This window comes from Paenibacillus ihuae (assembly GCF_001368795.1).
In the GTDB taxonomy this organism is placed as follows: domain Bacteria; phylum Bacillota; class Bacilli; order Paenibacillales; family Paenibacillaceae; genus Paenibacillus_AQ; species Paenibacillus_AQ ihuae.
In genome coordinates this window covers 120,979-138,782 of the sequence record NZ_LN831202.1, presented here as the reverse complement: position 1 = coordinate 138,782, position 17,804 = coordinate 120,979, and the positions used below count along the sequence as shown (strand labels likewise).

Here is a 17,804-nt window from a genome sequence, read left to right as displayed (position 1 = left end):
CGGACGTACTCTGACATTTAATCATAACTCTAAGGGAGCTGAGAGCAGATATGAGAAAAGCAATGCTTTTGACGATATTAGTAAGCGGTCTAGCACTTGCCGGCTGCAGTAATAACACGGATACCAAGAACAGTTCGACTGAACCAAGCCAAGCTGTGCAAGAGACCGCAGCACCAGCCTCTACGGCACCGGCAACTGCCGCGCCTGATAATGCCCAGCCTGAGGCAACTGCACTGCCAACGACTGCTCCTGCGGCTTCTCCAGCTGCCGGACAGCTACCGGCCGTTTCCGGAACACAGCAGGAGTATATCGCTAAGCTGGATGCGATAGAAGCTGGACTTAAGGATCTGCAACCCTTATATGACTCCGGAGTAACGGCATCGATGAGAGAGGCTGCGAACCAGGAGTACGAACGGTGGGATAAGGCATTAAATGAAATTTATAATGAGCTTAAGCAGCAGCTGTCTCAAGGCGAAATGGCAGCACTGAAGGAGAAGCAGCTGGACTGGATTACCTACAGGGACAAAACAGCAAAGGAAGCTTCATTAGAGTTCGAAGGCGGAACTATGGAGCCGCTGGAATATACAGCTGTGCTGGGAAGTGTCACGAAGGACAGATGCTACGAGCTGGTCAAGTTGTATATGAAATAATAAGCATAATAATAACTGTGTCCAATAAAAGGACTGTTCCAAACCGCCGGTGTCATGGCGAACGGAACAGTCCTTTTGCTGTTATTTGCCCATGAGTCCCTTAAGCCCTTCCATAAACGGCCGGATCTGCTTGATCATGCCGTAGCCCATCTTCACGACAGGCATTGCCCGCTGAATCATCCCGAAGAAGCGCAGCCCGCCGCCCATGATGCCGCCCAGGCCCGCGCCCCCGGCGCCGCCGGCTCCGGCAGCCCCGCCCAAGCCGCCAAACAGCGGGCCCAGAAGCGGCATAAACGCGGACACTTCCGCCCGCTCTGTGCGGGAGGGTGTTCTTCCCGGTTTGGAGCGGGTGCGCGGCACGGCGGAGAGGATCACAGCCTCCTTTTCACAGCCGGTTATCCATCCTACGTACGTCTGGCCGTTTTGCAGCGTAATGCAGACCTTGCGGCCTTTCAGCTGTTTGGCCTGCTTACGGACTTTTGCTGAATTTCCCATCAAGGATCACCTCGCCTTCCTGTTTACTACTATAGTACACAGGGAATGGCAGACGGCTTGTGCTATCCGGACTAAAAAATTGATCCGGTCTGTTCACAATTTAACAGTTGAGAAATAAGCGCAGGATAGGGTAGTATATCAGTATACTATTTATATTTATGAATTGATTTATATTTATGTTAAATAAATGACAGGGAGAGACCATAATGACGAATTTCCGCGATCAGATCATTGCCCATTACAAGTTTGAGGATGCAGCACATACCGGTAAAGACAGCTCCGGCCAGGGGCGGGACGGTGTGGCTTCCGGCCAAGCGGCACCAGCAGTCTCTGAGGTAAACGGCCGGATGGCTGTAACGTTTGCGGGAGGGGCCAGCGGTATTTCCTACGTCCAGCTGCCTGCTGATCTGCTTAAGGATGTAAGCGACAACACGGGCGTGACTGTAGCGGCGTGGGTCCACTTCGGCAAGGGCGCGAATGTCTGGGAGCGTATTTTTGACTTTGGCAAGGGGGAAGCAGGACCTTATCTGTTCCTGACCCGCAACCTGCGCGGGACGCTGTCGGCCGGAGGCGATCTGGTTGTTGATCCGGGCAGGGGCTTCGCCGGAGGCGAGTGGATGCACATTGCCCTGTCTGTACTCGGAACTCAAGGCGGCACCTTAAGCAGCGCGGGTCCTGTGGTGTATGTGAACGGGGAAGCGGTTGCCGACGGCTCGATCAGCCAGACTTCCAGCGGCAACTACGCCCAGCTGCGCAGATGGTTCGAGTCGTTTACGGATGCCGGCAACTATAGCCGGAACTTTATTGGCCGTTCGCAATATGAGGCTGATGCCGATTTTGCCGGATCGCTCTCTGATCTGCGGATTTATAAGGCGGGGCTGTCGATGGACGAGGTCATTGAGGTGATGTGCGAGTCTTTGACGGATGAAGAGATCGTGAAGCTGGCCAGAGACAAGTATCTGTCGTTCCCGACCTCGATTGTTACGGAAGACCTGACTTTGCCGTCAGCGCTGATGGGCGGAAAAGTGAACGTAACCTGGGCATCGAGCCAGCCTGCTGTGCTGTCCAATCAGGGGCAGATTCAGCAGATAGACGCGGCGCAGGCAGTAACGATTACCGCTGTACTAAGCAGAGGTGCGGTTTCGATTGAGAAAAGCTTTGCCGTTTCCGTGCTTCCGCAGCATCTGCCGCCTTACACGCTGACCATTCATGGCAATCAGGAAGTGCTTGATGTCAGTGAAGTGATGTACGGCCTGTTCTATGAGGATATTAATAATGCAGCGGATGGCGGAATCTATGCGGAGCTGGTGCAGAACCGTTCGTTCGAATCCTTTGCCTTCGATACCTACTCCCATGCCTCCGGCGAATGCGGCTGCTCCACCGGACGGAACCGGGAGCCGCTCTTTGCCTGGTCCGGGGATACAGACAAGATGGCTCCGCAGCATCACGGCGGACTAAATGAATTCTTCGGGATTACTGACAAGGACGTCAATTCCTATTATGTGACGGTGGCTGATGGCGCGACGATCCGTAACCGCGGGTTCGCTGATTCCAACCAGCACTGCGCGATGTCGGTCAAGACAGGCAGCAAGTATGATTTCACGATCTGGGCAAAGGCGGGGTCAGCGGGTACAATCACTCTCCAGCTTCAAGATACTGATGGCGCTGCAATCAGTGATTCAGTTACCGTAGAAGTAGAAGGCGGGAACACCTGGAAGAAATACGGGGTAGCGCCGGGGATCGTATTAACGGGCTCTTCTACAGTTCTGGGCCAGCTGGCGCTGACGTTTGACGGTGAGATCTCCATCGATATGGTCTCGCTCATGCCGCGTGATGTCTGGGGTGCAGGGGAAGAATCCCGTTCGCAGTCCGCCCATTCCAACTATCAGGGCAACCCGAACTACAGGCTGAGAAAAGATCTGGTGAACGCGCTTGTCGATATGCATCCGAAGTTCCTGCGCTTCCCGGGCGGCTGTATTTCCGAGGGTTCCTTCATCTGGGAGAATGTCTACGACTGGAAGGATTCCATCGGCGACATTGAGCTGCGCAAAGAGAATTTTAACGTCTGGGGCTACATGATGACCATGGGTCTTGGCTATATGGAATATTTCCAGCTGGCTGAAGACCTGAATGCTACTCCGCTTCCGGTAATGGCCTGCGGTGTGCTGTGCCAGGCCCGTTCGGACTATGCCCACCCGGCAGGCGGGGAGCTCCGCAATTACTATATCAAGAACTTTACCGATCTGATCGATTTCGCCATCAGTGTGGACTTTGAGCACAATGAGTGGGCGGCAATGCGCCGGAGGATGGGCCATGAAGCTCCGTTTGACCTGCGTTACCTGGGCGTCGGCAATGAGAACTGGGGGACGGAATTCTTCGCCAACTTCGAAGTATTCAAGACCTCTATTGATGCTTATATGGAACGGAATTATCCGGGGTACACGCTGCACATTATCTCTACAGTCGGTGCACAGGCGGATGACGATGCCTATCAGCAGGGCTGGAAATTCCTCAGCGGTAATCTGAGCGGTTCGGCGGAGGTCGCTTTTGCCGACGGGCAGAAGGTCATTCAAGAAACGGTGACCTGGTACAAGGATCAGCCGAACTACATGGATACCATTGCAGACGAGCACTATTACCGTTCCAATGAGTACCTGCTCAAGAATGCAGACCGGTATAACTACTACTACAGAGCTTATCAAGCGGATGGCAGTATAGACTGGAAGGAAACCTCCAAGGTATTTGTCGGAGAATATGCTTCCACAGATAAAAATACGCTGGCCGGCGCAGTCGCCGAGGCTGCGGTCATGACGGGCTTCGAAAATAACGCTGACGTTGTGCTGCTGGCCGCTTATGCGCCGCTGTTCAACAAAGTGCTGACGGACGGCACGTACCGCTGGACACCGGACTGCATCTGGTTTGATGATGAGACCGTCTGTTCACGCCGAACTATTATGTGCAGCAGCTCTACGCCAAATATTTGGGCAATAAAGTACTGGCAACCTCTTTCTCCACGTACAAAAACGGCAAGCCTACAGCGCTGATCCCGCACGGCGGGATTGAAATTGCCGCAGGCAATGCTGAGGTGCTGGTGAAACGTGTGACTGTAACCTCTAACAAGGACGGCAGTGTACTGCTTAAGCAGGACTTCACCCGGGAACTGAATCCGGCTTGGCAGGTCATCCCGGGTTCTGCAGGCAGCTCGCTGCAAGCCGGCGAAGGTCTTGTGCTGAAGGCGCAAAGCGGCGGCCGGAACGGCCTGTACCTTCTGAACGACAGCTGGAGTGACTATACAGTGGAAGTTGTTGCCTCGAAGGCCGCGGGCGAAGACGGTTTCTACGTAGGGGTGGGGTTAACGGATATTTCAGCAGAACATAAAAATGTCCTCGAATACGCCATCGGCTACGGCGGCAATGCTACCGGCGTCAAAGTATTCAAGGATGGTGTAGAGGCTTATACACTCGGGGATTACTCCTCAAGTACGGCGGCGGGCAACCTGAGAGCGGCCAGCTATGAAGCGCTTGCAGACAATACAGATTACACGATTACTGTGAACTATGGCGGTGCGAAAGGCAGCAATCTGATCTGCTCGTATACAGACGGCCTGGCGGCAAGCAAGGTTCTCGATTACAAGCTGGAGGCTTACAACAGCGAAGTGTTCCACTCGGTCACGAAGGATGCAGAGCATGTGTACGTGAAGCTGGTTAACCCGGATGCTGTAGCGAAGGCGACGGAGCTGAAGCTTCAGGAGCTGAACGTAGAAGCGGATGCGAAGCTGATTACGTTAACCGGCGAAGCCCCGCTGGTTCATGTACCTAACGTCAATCAGAAGAACAATGAAAGAATTGTCCCGCAGGAGCGCGGAATATCACTCGTGAAGGATACAGTCATTCTTAACCTGCCGGCGAACTCAGTCAATGTGCTGATGCTGGAGTTGAAGGCGTAAGGCATAAATTATCCATAAGCTTTAGTATATCCTCCGGTAATTTTCCGGAAATGGAATCAGGCGGCCCCTTTCGGGGCCGCCATTTCTCTTAATCCGGCCCAAAATTTGCCGCCGGCTTCTATGACAATGCACATGGAGTTCAGGAGGTTGGCCCGGCATGTGTGTTTATTTCCGTTACATGTCTATACATTCCGGGCGGAATCGTCGATATTAGTAAAGAGAGATATTGCGCTGCTCGTCAGATTTACTATTTTGAAATCGACTTCCTAGGAGATTTACCATGAAGCTGCGAACCAAGATTGTACTGTTTATTATAACTATTTCTCTGCTCGCCCTCGCCTCCACATATGTGATTTCGCAGAAGATTTTTCTGGACCGGTTCACGGAGTTAGACCAGGAAGCGCTGGAAGGGCGCATGTCCGATATCATCCAGACCTACGAATCCGAGCTTCGGGGTATGAACGAGACGATGCTCAATTATTCGGCATGGGACGAGACCTATGATTATGTCTCCTCCCGAACGTCCGCGGACCTGCGGAATCCCTATATTCTCAGCAATTATGATGAGGGAACTTTTCAGAGCAACCGGTTTGATCTTATTGCACTGATCAACCGGAGCGGCAGTCCCGTCTATAGCGGCTTGTATGATTACAGCGGGGAGACGGTAGCACCGGTTACGCCGGAAATCGTCAGTCTTTTTGGAGATCTCCGGGAACAGCTGGATCATCTTACGAAACCAGAGGACCGTTTTGCCGGATTGGTCATCTTGAATGACGGTCCCATGCTGATTACCTTACAGCCCGTTCTCCACAATGATATGACAGGTCCCGTCGCCGGGATGGCGGTGGCCGGCCGGAAGCTGGACGATAGAGAGATCAGCCGGGTCGGGGCCCTTAGTCCGTCCGGTATAACCGTAGAGAAGGCCTCGGGTAACCTGCTGAAGGAGAGCCGGGGGCAGAACATATGGGTGAGTTATTTGCCCGGAAACCGGCTGGAGGGTCATGCCGTCATCAATGATCTGTTCGGCAATCCGGGAATCGTGATTTCCATAGAGCAGCCGCGCCATATTTATGAAGTCGGAAAAAAAGCGATGGCAAATTTCACGCTGTTCTTCGTTATCTCTACTCTCGGAATCAGCCTGCTCAGCCTGCTGTTCGTAAAACGCACAATTCTGTCCCGGATGGCGGCGCTGGTCCGCGGTATCCGGATTATCGGCAAGAGCCGGGATCTGTCGATCCGCCTCAACATCAGGGGACGGGATGAACTCAGTGAAGTGGAGATGGAGTTCAATCGAATGATTTCCTCGTTGGAACGTGCACAGGAAGAGCTGCACCGGCAGGCCATGGTCGACCCGTTGACCCAGCTGCCGAACCGCACATTCTTTTTTGAGACGCTGAACCGGGTCATTCGGAAGGCCAATCTCCAGGGCCGGCAGATTGTTCTGCTGTTCATCGACCTCGATCATTTCAAAGCGGTCAATGATACCTGGGGACATGACTTCGGGGATGCGGTCCTGAAACAGATTGCGGACCGGCTCGCCAGCGCTGTCGGACCGGATGATCTGGTGTCCCGGCTTGGCGGGGATGAGTTCACTATTCTTCTCTCAAGTTTTTCCGGTACGGAGGATATTCAGGCCCAGATCGCCAAAATCCAGCAAGTGCTGGCTGAACCGCATACGCTGAACGGCCAGTTATTTCATAGTACGGCGAGCATCGGGGTCAGCATCTATCCGCAGAATGGTGAGGACGCCGAACTTCTCGTCAAGGCCGCCGATTTGGCGATGTTTCAGGTTAAGGAGAACGGACGGAACAATATATACCGCTATTCTGAAAGGCTGGAGGAGGCTTTCAGCCGCAAAAAAGTGATCGGGAGACAGCTGCGCTCCGCCGTCGACAACGGTGAGCTGGAGATGCATTATCAGCCGATTCTCTCCGCATCGAAGCTTGATATCGTCAAGGTTGAGGCGTTGCTGCGCTGGAAAAGCCCGACGTTCGGGCCGGTGTCACCCGCTGAGTTCATTCCGCTGGCGGAAGCCGGCGGATCGATCCTCGGTATCGGTAACTGGGTGCTCCGCAAGGTCTGTGCAGACCTGCGGAGCTTCCAAGATCAAGGCATTCGGCTGAAGGCAGCCGTCAATATCTCGGGCCTGCAGCTCATGCAGCCCGGTCTGCCGGAGCAATTGAAGGAGGCGCTGGCAGACAACGGGCTTACAGCAGATAGCCTGGAGCTGGAAATTACCGAGACGATGCTGATGTCGGACGAATCCATCATCACCTCTCTCGCAGATCTTCGCAGCATGGGCTTTTGCATTTCGCTCGATGATTTTGGCACCGGCTTCTCGTCGCTGAGCTACCTGCGGACCTTCCCGGTAGATATTATCAAGATTGACCGCTCCTTCGTAGCCGGTATTCAGTCAGGGGCTTCCGACGATACACTGGTCCGCGCGATCATCGAACTTAGCCACAACCTCGGCCTGCGTGTTGTTTCCGAAGGCGTGGAACTGAAGGAACAGTTTGACCTGCTGTGCAATCTTGGCAGCGATGAGCTTCAAGGCTACTTCATCAGCAGACCGCTGCCGGCCCCGTCTCTGGTAGAATTTATTACGAGCTATGCATCAGCTGCCTCCACAAGGGAGTGATACATAACAGGGTGCTAGCGGACTGCAATAGAGTCAAATCTGCGTCCGGTGAAGAAGCCTCACGGTAAGCTGAAGGAAGCAGCGGGTTAAGCTTTGATGGGTTTTGATATGAACTAAATACCGCACATGGAAAGGGATGTCCCATAAGCCGGAAGATGGCTGCTTGGAACATCCCTTTTGTCCGGGAATCTACTCCTGGAACCTATAGAGATGCATTCTGTTGCACTTCCTGCAGGCCTGTTGATTAGCTAAATTATGGAAAATTAAGATCATTTGCCAAAAAGCTATTCCATTCTACAGGCAAACATTGCAACGTAAATAAACGGTCAAAATCGGCAAACGTCAGTTTTGCGCTCCAATGTACCACTGCGTTTCCTTCGTCAAACAGAAATTTCAGTAACACATACACAAGTAGAGCGGTGTACAGCTGTCCATACACGGCGTTTGGCGTTGTTCCAAATAAGGTCGGGATGTTTAAATGCTGCTTAATCCAGCGGAAAAATACCTCAATCTGCCACCGCTTCTTGTAGATTTCCGCAATCCGCTCGGCGGAGTGCCAGTGCAGATTTGTAGCGAGAATCACCGGGTTGTCTTTCGGATCTTTTAGGATCACAACGCGAAAGCGGTGCTTTGAAAGCCGTTGCCCTTTTCCCAATTGGCAAGTGAAATCTTGTTCCAGTGTTCCCGTGAAGGGCTCGCTTCGGTTTCGGGAGACAGGGGACTGAAAGAGAGTGTTATCCCGAAGCCGAATAACAAAGAATTGGTGCTGCTCCAGATAGTCATCGAATCGTTTGTGACTGCCGTACGCTCGATCCGCTACAACAACAAACCGCTTGTCGATCACATCGGGACTGCTTTTAAAATCATGGGAATTCCCTGTTGTTTCGGTCACTTTGTGGAGCCGGCCTTCGTCGGCGACCAAGGAAACGTGTAATTTGATTCCAGCCCGTTCGCCCTTCAGCGGAGCCCAAGGAAGCCGCTCTTTACCGACGGTAATTTTGGTAGAGTCCACAAGAAGTAACGCTTTGGGAATCCCTAAATGCCCTCGGGTAGGGCGATTACACAAACGTATCATGAGGTTCAGCAACTGCTTAAACAGTTCGAAAGGAACATCCTTCGCTTTTTTGGAGAGCGTGGAATGGTCCACGGTTCGAAGACCACCTAAACCCATACGTGCTTCACCATCCCGATACCCATCCCACTGTTGGAACGAAGCTTCCGCCAAGAACAAAAAAAGGTCATAGACGGTGAATTTTCGTGCTACATCGACATATTCAAGTTCTTGAAGAAACGATGAGAGTTTCTCTTTGGGAATCACCGATTGCAGAATGTTCGAGATTGAAGTAGACTTTCTCATGAGGTCGCCTCGTTTCGGATGTTTGTAGGGGTACAAACACTTTAACGAATGGGCGGCCTTTTTTCTACCTTTTTTTAGCTAATCAACAGGCCTGCACTTCCTGCAGTAAATTCCCCTTAAATCAGACGTAATACTGAATCTGCAGCACTCTGTACAATAGTTTGGTGAAACCGATGATGATGACCAAGAAGTCCAGGAATCTACTGTACGAAAAACAGTACAAGGTGATTTACCCTGGAATAGGGAGCCGTTCTATTGCAGTAAATGCAACATTTAATCGTCCGTCATCTGATATGAAAGGTACAGCTTCAAGTTCAACTTATACTGATTTCTTTATACCCCAGCAGCTGCCCGGCCAGCTCATCTCCCCGGCGTTCGAGCGCGGCCATAGTGTGCAGAAGGTCGGCCTGCTGCTCCCGCTGGCTCTGGTCCCACAGCTGCTTCGGGGAAGCCTGGGCCTGCTGCAGGGTAGCCGGTTCCTTCATATGGCTGAAGAAAAGATCAAGCAGTGTGTACATTTGTTCATATACGGCAGCCATTTCCCCCAAGAGCGAGTAAGCGGCCGGGTCCTGCAAAAGCGGCAGCGAGGCTTGCAAGTAGGAGGCAGCGCTTCTTCGGGCATCATTCAGCGCCATCAGGCAGAAGTGATTCACGCTGTAGCGGCGTGTAAACGTCCCGGTATCGGCTGCCTGGTACCAGACGTGATCAAGAAGGCCCTCCTGCCAGGCGGCCAAAGCGCTGTATCCCAGCTGATAGCCATGATTCTCTCCGGCCTGCATAGAGTCTAGCTTAACCTGGAGGGAAGCATACAGACTGTCCAGTGCCGGCCGGATCGGGCCATGCCTTTCAATATAGAGCAGCTTATACGGCCAATGGTCTACGTACAAATACCCTTTGCTAGCCTCCATAGCCTCCCGGAATTCAGGATCTTCCTGCAGCTCACTAAAGGTCTCGTCATCAAAATAGCTGCGGCACAGGAGGGTGCTGCCGTCATCAAGATATCCCGTAATGACTCCCCACTCGGGGGCGACTCTTAGATTCAGGGCAACCGGCAGATGATGCTTATGGAGGCTCTCCATGATTTGCAGCTTCTCCCGTCTGCGTTCCTCAGGTGTAAGCCGGTTCGCCCAGCTGGCCGTAAGCCCATAAGCGCTGAAGGCTGGTGCGGCATAGTCATAGGCAACGAGGGCGTCTGCTGAGCTGTAGTCCCATACCGGGGTAAAAGCCACCCGCCAGCAGGCTCCGGAAACTCCCATAACCTCCTCATAGCGGGTATCTACACCCATAGCGGACAGCGAGGTATAAAGCGCCCCTGCCCACGAGCAATCCATTCCCTTGCCAAAACCAAGGCGCCCTACGTTCTCTGCGGTGTAATGCTGACGGGAAGACCCGCCCGCAAATAGCCTCATCCGGTCAGGGCTGTAGTGAACCTGTTCCCCTTCCATGCAGCTGAGCGCATGAATTCCGTCTGCATTCAGGTAGACTAGCAGCAGATACTCGTTGCCCTCATGCCCCATTCCGCTTGGGAAAAGCTCCTGATCTACCGTAAAATGCGGCCACTGAAAATAAGCATAGTGCTTCATCTTCCCCAGCACATCCCGGCTGGCATGTTCATTGCCGTAAGCGGCATGAACAATCTCCAGCTCGCTTTTGCCAAGAGTATAGCCTTTCGAATGTACGTCGATCGCCAGGTGCTGATCCTTCAGCACGTAGGTGGAGTAGATACCGGCGGGCGTCTCGTATTTGACGATAAGCAGCTTGCAGCGGTCGCTATGAATGGACTGCGGGAAGATCTGATCGCTGATGGCCAGAGTAAGTTTACTGCCGGTAATGAACTGGTTAACAAAATGAGTGACATCCTGCTGTTCGTATCCGTCGGTGTACACGGCTGACAGAACCGTGAGCTCCTGCGGCAGCAGAATGCTGTCGATCGAATGGCCCAGAATGCCGGAGAGCAGCGGCAGGGTAGCCGTTTCAGGCAGCGATTTGCCGGTTTCCCACTTGGACACCGCCTGGGCACTGACATGCAGGTGTTCCGCTAACTGCTCCTGCGATAATTGCTTTTCCCGGCGGAGCATGGCGATCCGCTTGCCTACTTTTTCACTGCTGATCATATTATTCTTCTCCCGAATTTGAATTCGACGTCGTAATTTCATTATAATTCCATCCGGCAAAATGAACAGCGATGGAAGGAGGGGGATCAGAGCAGGAAATCCAACTATCAGTTGAATTAGTGCTGCTGATGCAGTTCAGCATGTAACTGCTCAACAATGGCTGAGTGCCAGGCATACAGGTCGGCGGGACGGATGGACATGAACTTGTGTTTATCCACGATAATCAGGTCTTCAGTGACGGTGGTGAAGCGGATAAACGGTTCTGCCGACAGCATGGATAAGGTCATCCTGCCGGTCCATGTTTCCAGGGTGAGGTTGTCATGAGCCAGCAGGAGCTCCAGCAGATCGTAGAACGTTTTGTGCATGATGTTTAACGGGTAGCCCGGGCATTCCTGGCTGATGATATAGGCATCCACTTCGCTCCAAATACGCTGAATGGCAGCTTGCCTTGTAATCAGGCTCTCCCGGGAGCAATCGCCGGTGCTCATGATCTGCATCAGTCCTGCTTCCCACCCCGCTGGAGTCCAGGGCAGGGTACGGCTCAGATGAATCAGCCATTTCGCATGCGGTACATATTCGCGGTTCGCGATGAATACAGCCTCAATTAACTGAGTTGCGGCTGTATTCATCATGGCATGGCCCTGCAAGATATCTCCACGGTGGAGCCAAATATCCCCGGCCAGCCGGAAGTGCCACCAGCAGTTGAACATGAGGCCTTCGACCTGCATACGTTCCGGCCGCTGTGCCAGCTTCTCGCTCATGAACCGGGCAATTTGTCCGGAAGGGTCATACAGAATCCTGGCGTAGGATAAATCCCACAAGGCTACACTGTCCCAAGGCTTCTTTTGCTCTTCGTTCAAATTCGAAATCTTGATATCGTAGAGATATTCGCCCAGCTTGGTGATCCCCAGCGGAAGCGGGGAGCGCCCGTTACTCCACTGCCCGTGCTGGCCGTCCTCCAGATACAAGACCAGATCGATCTCGGATAATTCATCGGCATACCCGCGTGAACATCCGCCGTTCAGGGTAATGCCGCAGACTCCATCCAAGGCAGTGAAATCCTGCAGCCGGTTATGGAGTTCTTTCTGCATGGAATCCAGCAGATTGGGGCTGGTTACCGTTACATGTGGCCTGCTCATATACAATCACCTCATCCCTAATATATAGCAGCGCAGCGGGGAATTCATTGGGGAGTTTATCTGAAAAATAAAAAATAGCTTGCGGAGTTCCGAAATTCATGATATATTAACTCCTGCACTGCAATAAACATTACTTTGCGGTCGTGGCGGAATTGGCAGACGCGCACGGTTCAGGTCCGTGTGGTAGCAATACCGTGGAGGTTCGAGTCCTCTCGACCGCATACTAAGAAAAAAGCTTCCGAATGGCCCCTTGGGCGTTCGGAAGCTTTTTTTCATGTCTTTATTTCGTATCCTGAATTAGCTATATAGATTGAACTTGAAAATAAACATTGAGGGAAAAGTGGCGGATGAGAAGTTTAGAACTGTAGGAGCGAATGCGTCCGCCTGAAAGCTCTCTGAAGGAAAGCTAGCATCGGAAGCATAAGCTATCCTCGGATTTCTACCGCGAAAAGCGGTTAAAATCAGGAAATCTGAGGATAACAGCGGCCGGAAGTCCAAACCTTCTCTGGAGTCACGGCTAATCCCAAAATAGAAAAAGTCTATATAGCTTCGATCAGTAAGACAGAATGGCCGGCGCTGCGCCGGGGGAAGCCTGGTGCTTGCGGAAGGCAGACGGAGACATGCCGCTCTGCTTATTGAAGATGCGGTTGAACTGCGAGAAGCTGTTGAAGCCGCACTGCTCAGCGATGGCGGAGATCTTGTGCCGGGTGTGAATCAGCAGCTGCTGGGCCTTGCGGACCCGGGTCATCTGGATATATTCAGTCAAGGTAAAGCCAGTGACCGCCTTGAATTGGTGCGACAAATAGTAGGGGCTGATATAGAACTCCCTGGAGATCGAATCGAGAGACAGCTCGCTGCTATAGCGGCTATGGATGCATGCGGTGATGGAATATATTTTTTGCATCATCGCGTTCCCGATTTCCTCCAGTACATAGCTGTTCATCTCCCGCTGCTGGGTTAAAGCGCACAGAAACTGCTGGAACAGGCTGTGAATCAGTACCGGACTCAGCGGTGAATCGCTGTGGGACACGGTGAAGATGGTGTTAAGGGGAGCGAATACGGCTCTGCGCGGCTCGCCCGTTAACCGGTAGATCGGGACTTCTTCTCCGAAAGGGAGCAGCATATTTTTGTAAGCGGTTTCGAAACCAGGTGTATTTGTAGGCACGGCAAAGTTGATGATCAGCCGTTTATGCGGCGGACCGACGGGATACTGGGTCTTGTGCAGCCGGTACGGACGAAGCAGAACGATATCATATTGCCGCAGGGCATGAACGTTGCCTTCGATAATATGGGTGGCCCTGGAATCGAGCAGAATATGAATTTCGTAGAAATCGTGGTCATGCTGAAACTCCATATTTATATTGTGGGACCGCTGGTCATAGTCAAAATAATAAAAAAGCGGGTCAGCCGGAGTGTTAATGCGTACGCTATACCCTTGCTCATATAACAGGTCACTTTCAAGCATATGCCCTCGCCGCCTTATTTTATAATTTACATGTATTATAGGTCCAGAAAAGCAAAAATTGCAATGTATGCGGTTTATTACAGCAATTAATGGATAGTTTTTGGGCGGGGGGATTTGCTATAGTGGCGATGTGAAAGCGGATACAAGGGGTGAAGAGGATGTTTTTGACCGAAGAAAAGCTGATCCGGCGCCAGGCCGAACTCGGAAAGTACAGATACCTCAAGGTTCTAGAGCTTACGGAGCTGGAGCTTGCGGAGGATGAGGACGGAGTTAATGGTGTTTATCCGGGGGCTGTTGTGTTTGATAGCACAATCAGGCTGCATGAACACTGGCGCGGGCGTGACCGCTATGTCTGGCTACGTGCCGTGGTAGTGCTGCCCGAAGCTAAAGAGGGCTTCAAGCTCGCAGGCAGATTTGATTTCGGGAAGTCGGGTAGCTTCAATAACTCCGGGTTCGAATCGCTGCTGTTTGTGAACGGGGCGCCTTATCAGGGTGTGGATAACAACCATAGGGAGGTTATTTTTGGTGATGAATTAGGCGGACAGACTGTGGAATTGGCCTTCCGGTTATGGTCAGGTCTGGAGGGGGGAGGGCCGCCCGTTATTCAGGAGCACCGGATTAGCGAAGCGATGCTGGGTTATCTGGATGAGACGGTTGATGATCTGTTCTATATGTCGCAGGCGGCACTGGACACCTTCCGTTATCTCGGCAGCGACCAGCCGGAGAAGCAGTGGCTGAAAAAGGCGCTGAACGACGCATTCAATGAAATCGACTGGTCTGAGCCCGGCTCGGAGGATCATATCCGCTCGCTGTACCGGGCAAATGCCAGCCTGAACCAGGCGGTTGAGGCCATGCCGCGGACCTTTGATGTGACGATTACGGCCTTAGGCCATACCCATATTGATGTTGCCTGGCTGTGGCGGCTGAAGCATACACGCGAGAAAACGGCACGTTCCTTCTCGACCGTGCTCCGGCTGATGGAGGAATTCCCGGAATATCAGTTCCTGCAGACACAGCCGCAATTGTACGACTATCTGGAGCGTGATTATCCCGAGCTGTTCGGACGGATCGCAGAGCGGATCAAGGAAGGCCGCTGGGAGGCGGAAGGGGCGATGTGGCTGGAGGCGGATTGCAATATTCCGTCCGGCGAGTCGCTGGTCCGCCAGATTCTGACGGGCAAGCGCTACCTTCGTGAACAGTTCGGCATCGAGAGCAAGTATTTGTGGCTGCCGGATGTGTTCGGCTACAGCTGGGCGCTGCCGCAGATTCTGCGGGGGTCAGGCATCGATACCTTCATGACGACCAAAATCAGCTGGAACCAGTTCAACCGGATGCCGCATGATACCTTCTGGTGGCGGGGGATGGATGGTTCCGAGGTTCTGACACATTTCATCACAACCTCGGAGAAGAACGGGGATGCGTATACGTATAACGGCAGGATGACAGCCGCACTGCTGCGCGGGATCTGGAATTCCTATCAGGATAAGGAGATCAACGATCATCTGCTGTTTGCTTACGGCTGGGGTGACGGGGGCGGCGGGCCTACGCGGGAGATGCTGGAGCTTCGGCGGCGTTTCGATAAGCTTCCGGGGATGCCTAAGCTTCAGACGGGCAGCGCGGGGGAATATTTCACCGGACTGCATGAGCGTATCCGCGGTGCTGAATCCCAGGTGCATACCTGGAACGGCGAATTATACTTTGAATGTCACCGGGGTACCTATACCTCGCAAGCACGCAATAAAAAATACAACCGCCGCCTGGAGCTGCTGCTGCGCGATGCGGAGTGGCTGCACACGCTGACCGGTGTGAGACGCGGCGATCTTGAAACGGCTTATCCTGCGGCTGAACTGCGCGGGATTTGGGAGATCCTGCTGCGCAACCAGTTCCATGACATTATCCCGGGTTCGTCGATTAAAGAGGTTTACGAGGATAGTGACCTTGAATATGCGGAAGGGGAGGCGCGGTCGCTGGCTTTAATTAACGGCGGCGGTGAAGGTAGGGATGGAAGCGGTTACGGCAGCCCTCAGGGCAGCAGCTGTAGCGGCGGTTCTGAGGGGGCGAAATACTTCACGCTGCTGAACAGCTCGACCTGGGACCGCCCGCGTTATCTTGAACTGGCGGGCGAAGCGGACGGCCCGGCCGTTATCCGGGACCGTGCCGGGAAGCTGCTGGAGCAGCAGCCGACGGCAGACGGCGGAAGACTGGTATATGTTCCTTCTGTGCCTGCGCTTGGCACAGCGGTGCTTGTATCAGAGCCGGCGGATGCCCGGGCTTCGGAAGTTGGACAGCTTGCGGATATTGCCGGCCGCCGGCTGACCACTCCGAGGATTGAGGCGGCCTGGAATGATCGGGGCCATTTCACTTCGATACGTGACCGTCGCAATGACCGTGAGCTTCTGGCGCCGGGACAGCGCGGCAATGTGCTTCAAGTGTTCGAAGACAAGCCGCTGGATTATGAGGCCTGGGACATCGACATCTTCTATCAGGAGAAGATGTCGGAAATCTCTCAGCTTACGGAGTGCAGGGTGACTGAGAACGGTCCGCTGCGGGCGGTGCTGCGCATGGCCTGGACGTATCACCGTTCGGTGATTACCCAAGACATCATCTTCTACCGTGATACGTCCAGAATGGATTTCAAGACCGTCATCGACTGGCAGGGGCATAACCAGCTGCTGAAGGTGGCCTTCCCGGTCGATATCCACGCGCTGGAGGCGACTTATGATATCCAGTTCGGCAATGTTAAACGGCCGACCCACTGGAATACGAGCTGGGATTACGCCCGTTTCGAAACGGTAGGCCACCAGTGGGCCGATGTCAGTGAGAAAGGATATGGCGTAGCTCTGCTTAATGACTGCAAATACGGTTATGACATCAAAGACAGTGTACTGCGGCTGACCCTGCTGAAATCGGCTGTTCATCCCGACCCGGAGCAGGATCAGGGGCGTCACGCCTTCACGTATGCGCTATATCCGCATACCGGTGATTTTGTAGAAGGCGGAGTGGTCCAGGAGGCCTGGGAGCTGAATAATCCCCTGCATGCTGTACCGGGACAGCTGGAAGGTGAATCGCTATTCTCCATTGGAGGCGGACATGTGCTGGTCGATGCCGTCAAGCGCTCTGAAGATGGTGCTGATATTGTGCTGCGCCTGCATGAATATGCCGGTTCGCGGACTCAGGTGCGTATAGAGAGCGCCTATTCCATCGCATCCTGGCAGGAGTGCAATTTAATGGAGGAGCCGCAGGGGGAATGGCGGGAGGACGGCTTGTCCTTCCAGATCCGGCCTTATGAGATCAGGACGTTTAGAATTAAGCTGCAGCAGGTGTGAACATGAGAGGAGAGTATGGCATGACGGGGGCAGGAGAGGGGCAACAGATGGTGAACAGCCGGGTGAATAAGGACGAGATAACCGGAAAGCTGAATCGTGTAACGGAAAAGCTGCTAAAGCTTGACCGGCCGGACAACGAAGCTGAATTGCAGAACCTGGGGGAGGATGCGGGACGGCGGGGTTATTTTGCCCGGGATTTCGGCATGGAGGAGTGGGACTGGCCGCAGGGCGTGGGACTCTATGGTCTGCAAAAGCTGGACCGGCACTTCGGGGACGGCCGGTATACGGCTTATGCCAAGCCCTGGATGGCCCGCCAGCTGGAGAAAGGACTGCCCAGCCGGAACATCAATACGACCGCCCCGCTGCTGTCGCTGATGGAACTGGCAGAGGCTGAGGAACTGAGTCTCGAATGGGTAAACTGGCTGATGAATGGCCTGCCCCGCACACTGGAGCAAGGCTATCAGCATGTGACAACAGGTGCGGATAAGAGCAAAATTACACTCCATGAGAATGAAATCTGGATTGATACACTGTTTATGGCTATTCTGTTCACGGCAAAAATGGGTGTGAAATACGATAATGCGCAGTGGCGGCAGACGTCCCTGCATCAGCTGCTGCTGCATAATTAAACTACCTGTATGAACAAAAAGACAGGCCTTGTTCCTTCCGACGGC

General features: G+C 53.3%; 9 protein-coding genes, 1 tRNA gene and 1 pseudogene. 6 read left to right on the top strand and 5 right to left on the bottom strand.

Going from position 1 to position 17,804, the window contains the following annotated elements; all coding sequences use genetic code 11:
* Positions 1–50 precede the first annotated feature (50 nt).
* Positions 51–650, top strand: a complete 600-nt coding sequence (locus AQR02_RS26355; RefSeq protein ID WP_054943323.1) for a lysozyme inhibitor LprI family protein — start codon at positions 51–53, stop codon at positions 648–650.
* Between the two features lie 81 nt (positions 651–731).
* Here the strand turns inward: AQR02_RS26355 and AQR02_RS26350 are convergent, their stop codons facing one another.
* The gene (locus AQR02_RS26350; RefSeq protein WP_054943322.1) at positions 732–1,145 is read right to left on the bottom strand and encodes a hypothetical protein; all 414 of its coding nucleotides are present in this window, start codon (positions 1,143–1,145) and stop codon (positions 732–734) included.
* A gap of 206 nt (positions 1,146–1,351) precedes the next feature.
* Here AQR02_RS26350 and AQR02_RS26345 point away from each other — a divergent pair.
* Both AQR02_RS26345 and AQR02_RS26340 read left to right on the top strand, forming a co-directional pair.
* Positions 1,352–5,091: pseudogene (locus tag AQR02_RS26345) on the top strand (alpha-L-arabinofuranosidase C-terminal domain-containing protein).
* Between the two features lie 280 nt (positions 5,092–5,371).
* Positions 5,372–7,729 (top strand): bifunctional diguanylate cyclase/phosphodiesterase, encoded by a 2,358-nt coding sequence (locus AQR02_RS26340; protein ID WP_054943321.1) that lies wholly within the window; start codon positions 5,372–5,374, stop codon positions 7,727–7,729.
* Between the two features lie 253 nt (positions 7,730–7,982).
* Here the strand turns inward: AQR02_RS26340 and AQR02_RS26335 are convergent, their stop codons facing one another.
* The 3 genes from AQR02_RS26335 to AQR02_RS26325 form a co-directional block, all read right to left on the bottom strand.
* Positions 7,983–9,086, bottom strand: coding sequence for an IS4 family transposase (locus AQR02_RS26335; protein WP_054943320.1), 1,104 nt, complete (start codon positions 9,084–9,086; stop codon positions 7,983–7,985).
* 314 nt (positions 9,087–9,400) lie between these two features.
* Entirely contained in the window at positions 9,401–11,200 is a 1,800-nt protein-coding gene (locus AQR02_RS26330; RefSeq protein WP_054943319.1) for a helix-turn-helix domain-containing protein, read from the bottom strand.
* A 116-nt stretch (positions 11,201–11,316) separates the two neighbouring features.
* Positions 11,317–12,339 (bottom strand): DUF4037 domain-containing protein, encoded by a 1,023-nt coding sequence (locus AQR02_RS26325; RefSeq protein ID WP_054943318.1) that lies wholly within the window; start codon positions 12,337–12,339, stop codon positions 11,317–11,319.
* Positions 12,340–12,476: 137 nt separating this feature from the next.
* On the opposite strand from AQR02_RS26325, the gene AQR02_RS26320 reads away from it, so the two are divergent.
* Positions 12,477–12,560, top strand: a tRNA-Leu gene (locus tag AQR02_RS26320).
* Between the two features lie 332 nt (positions 12,561–12,892).
* Here AQR02_RS26320 and AQR02_RS26315 read toward each other — a convergent pair.
* Complete coding sequence (locus AQR02_RS26315) at positions 12,893–13,804, bottom strand: helix-turn-helix transcriptional regulator (protein ID WP_054943317.1); 912 nt, start codon at positions 13,802–13,804, stop codon at positions 12,893–12,895.
* A gap of 158 nt (positions 13,805–13,962) precedes the next feature.
* Between AQR02_RS26315 and AQR02_RS26310 the strand changes: the two genes are divergently transcribed.
* Both AQR02_RS26310 and AQR02_RS34955 read left to right on the top strand, forming a co-directional pair.
* The gene (locus AQR02_RS26310; RefSeq protein ID WP_054943316.1) at positions 13,963–17,130 is read left to right on the top strand and encodes an alpha-mannosidase; all 3,168 of its coding nucleotides are present in this window, start codon (positions 13,963–13,965) and stop codon (positions 17,128–17,130) included.
* A 2-nt stretch (positions 17,131–17,132) separates the two neighbouring features.
* A complete protein-coding gene (locus AQR02_RS34955; RefSeq protein WP_245237754.1) occupies positions 17,133–17,759 on the top strand; it encodes a glycoside hydrolase family 88 protein in 627 nt (208 codons plus the stop codon).
* Positions 17,760–17,804 lie beyond the last annotated feature (45 nt).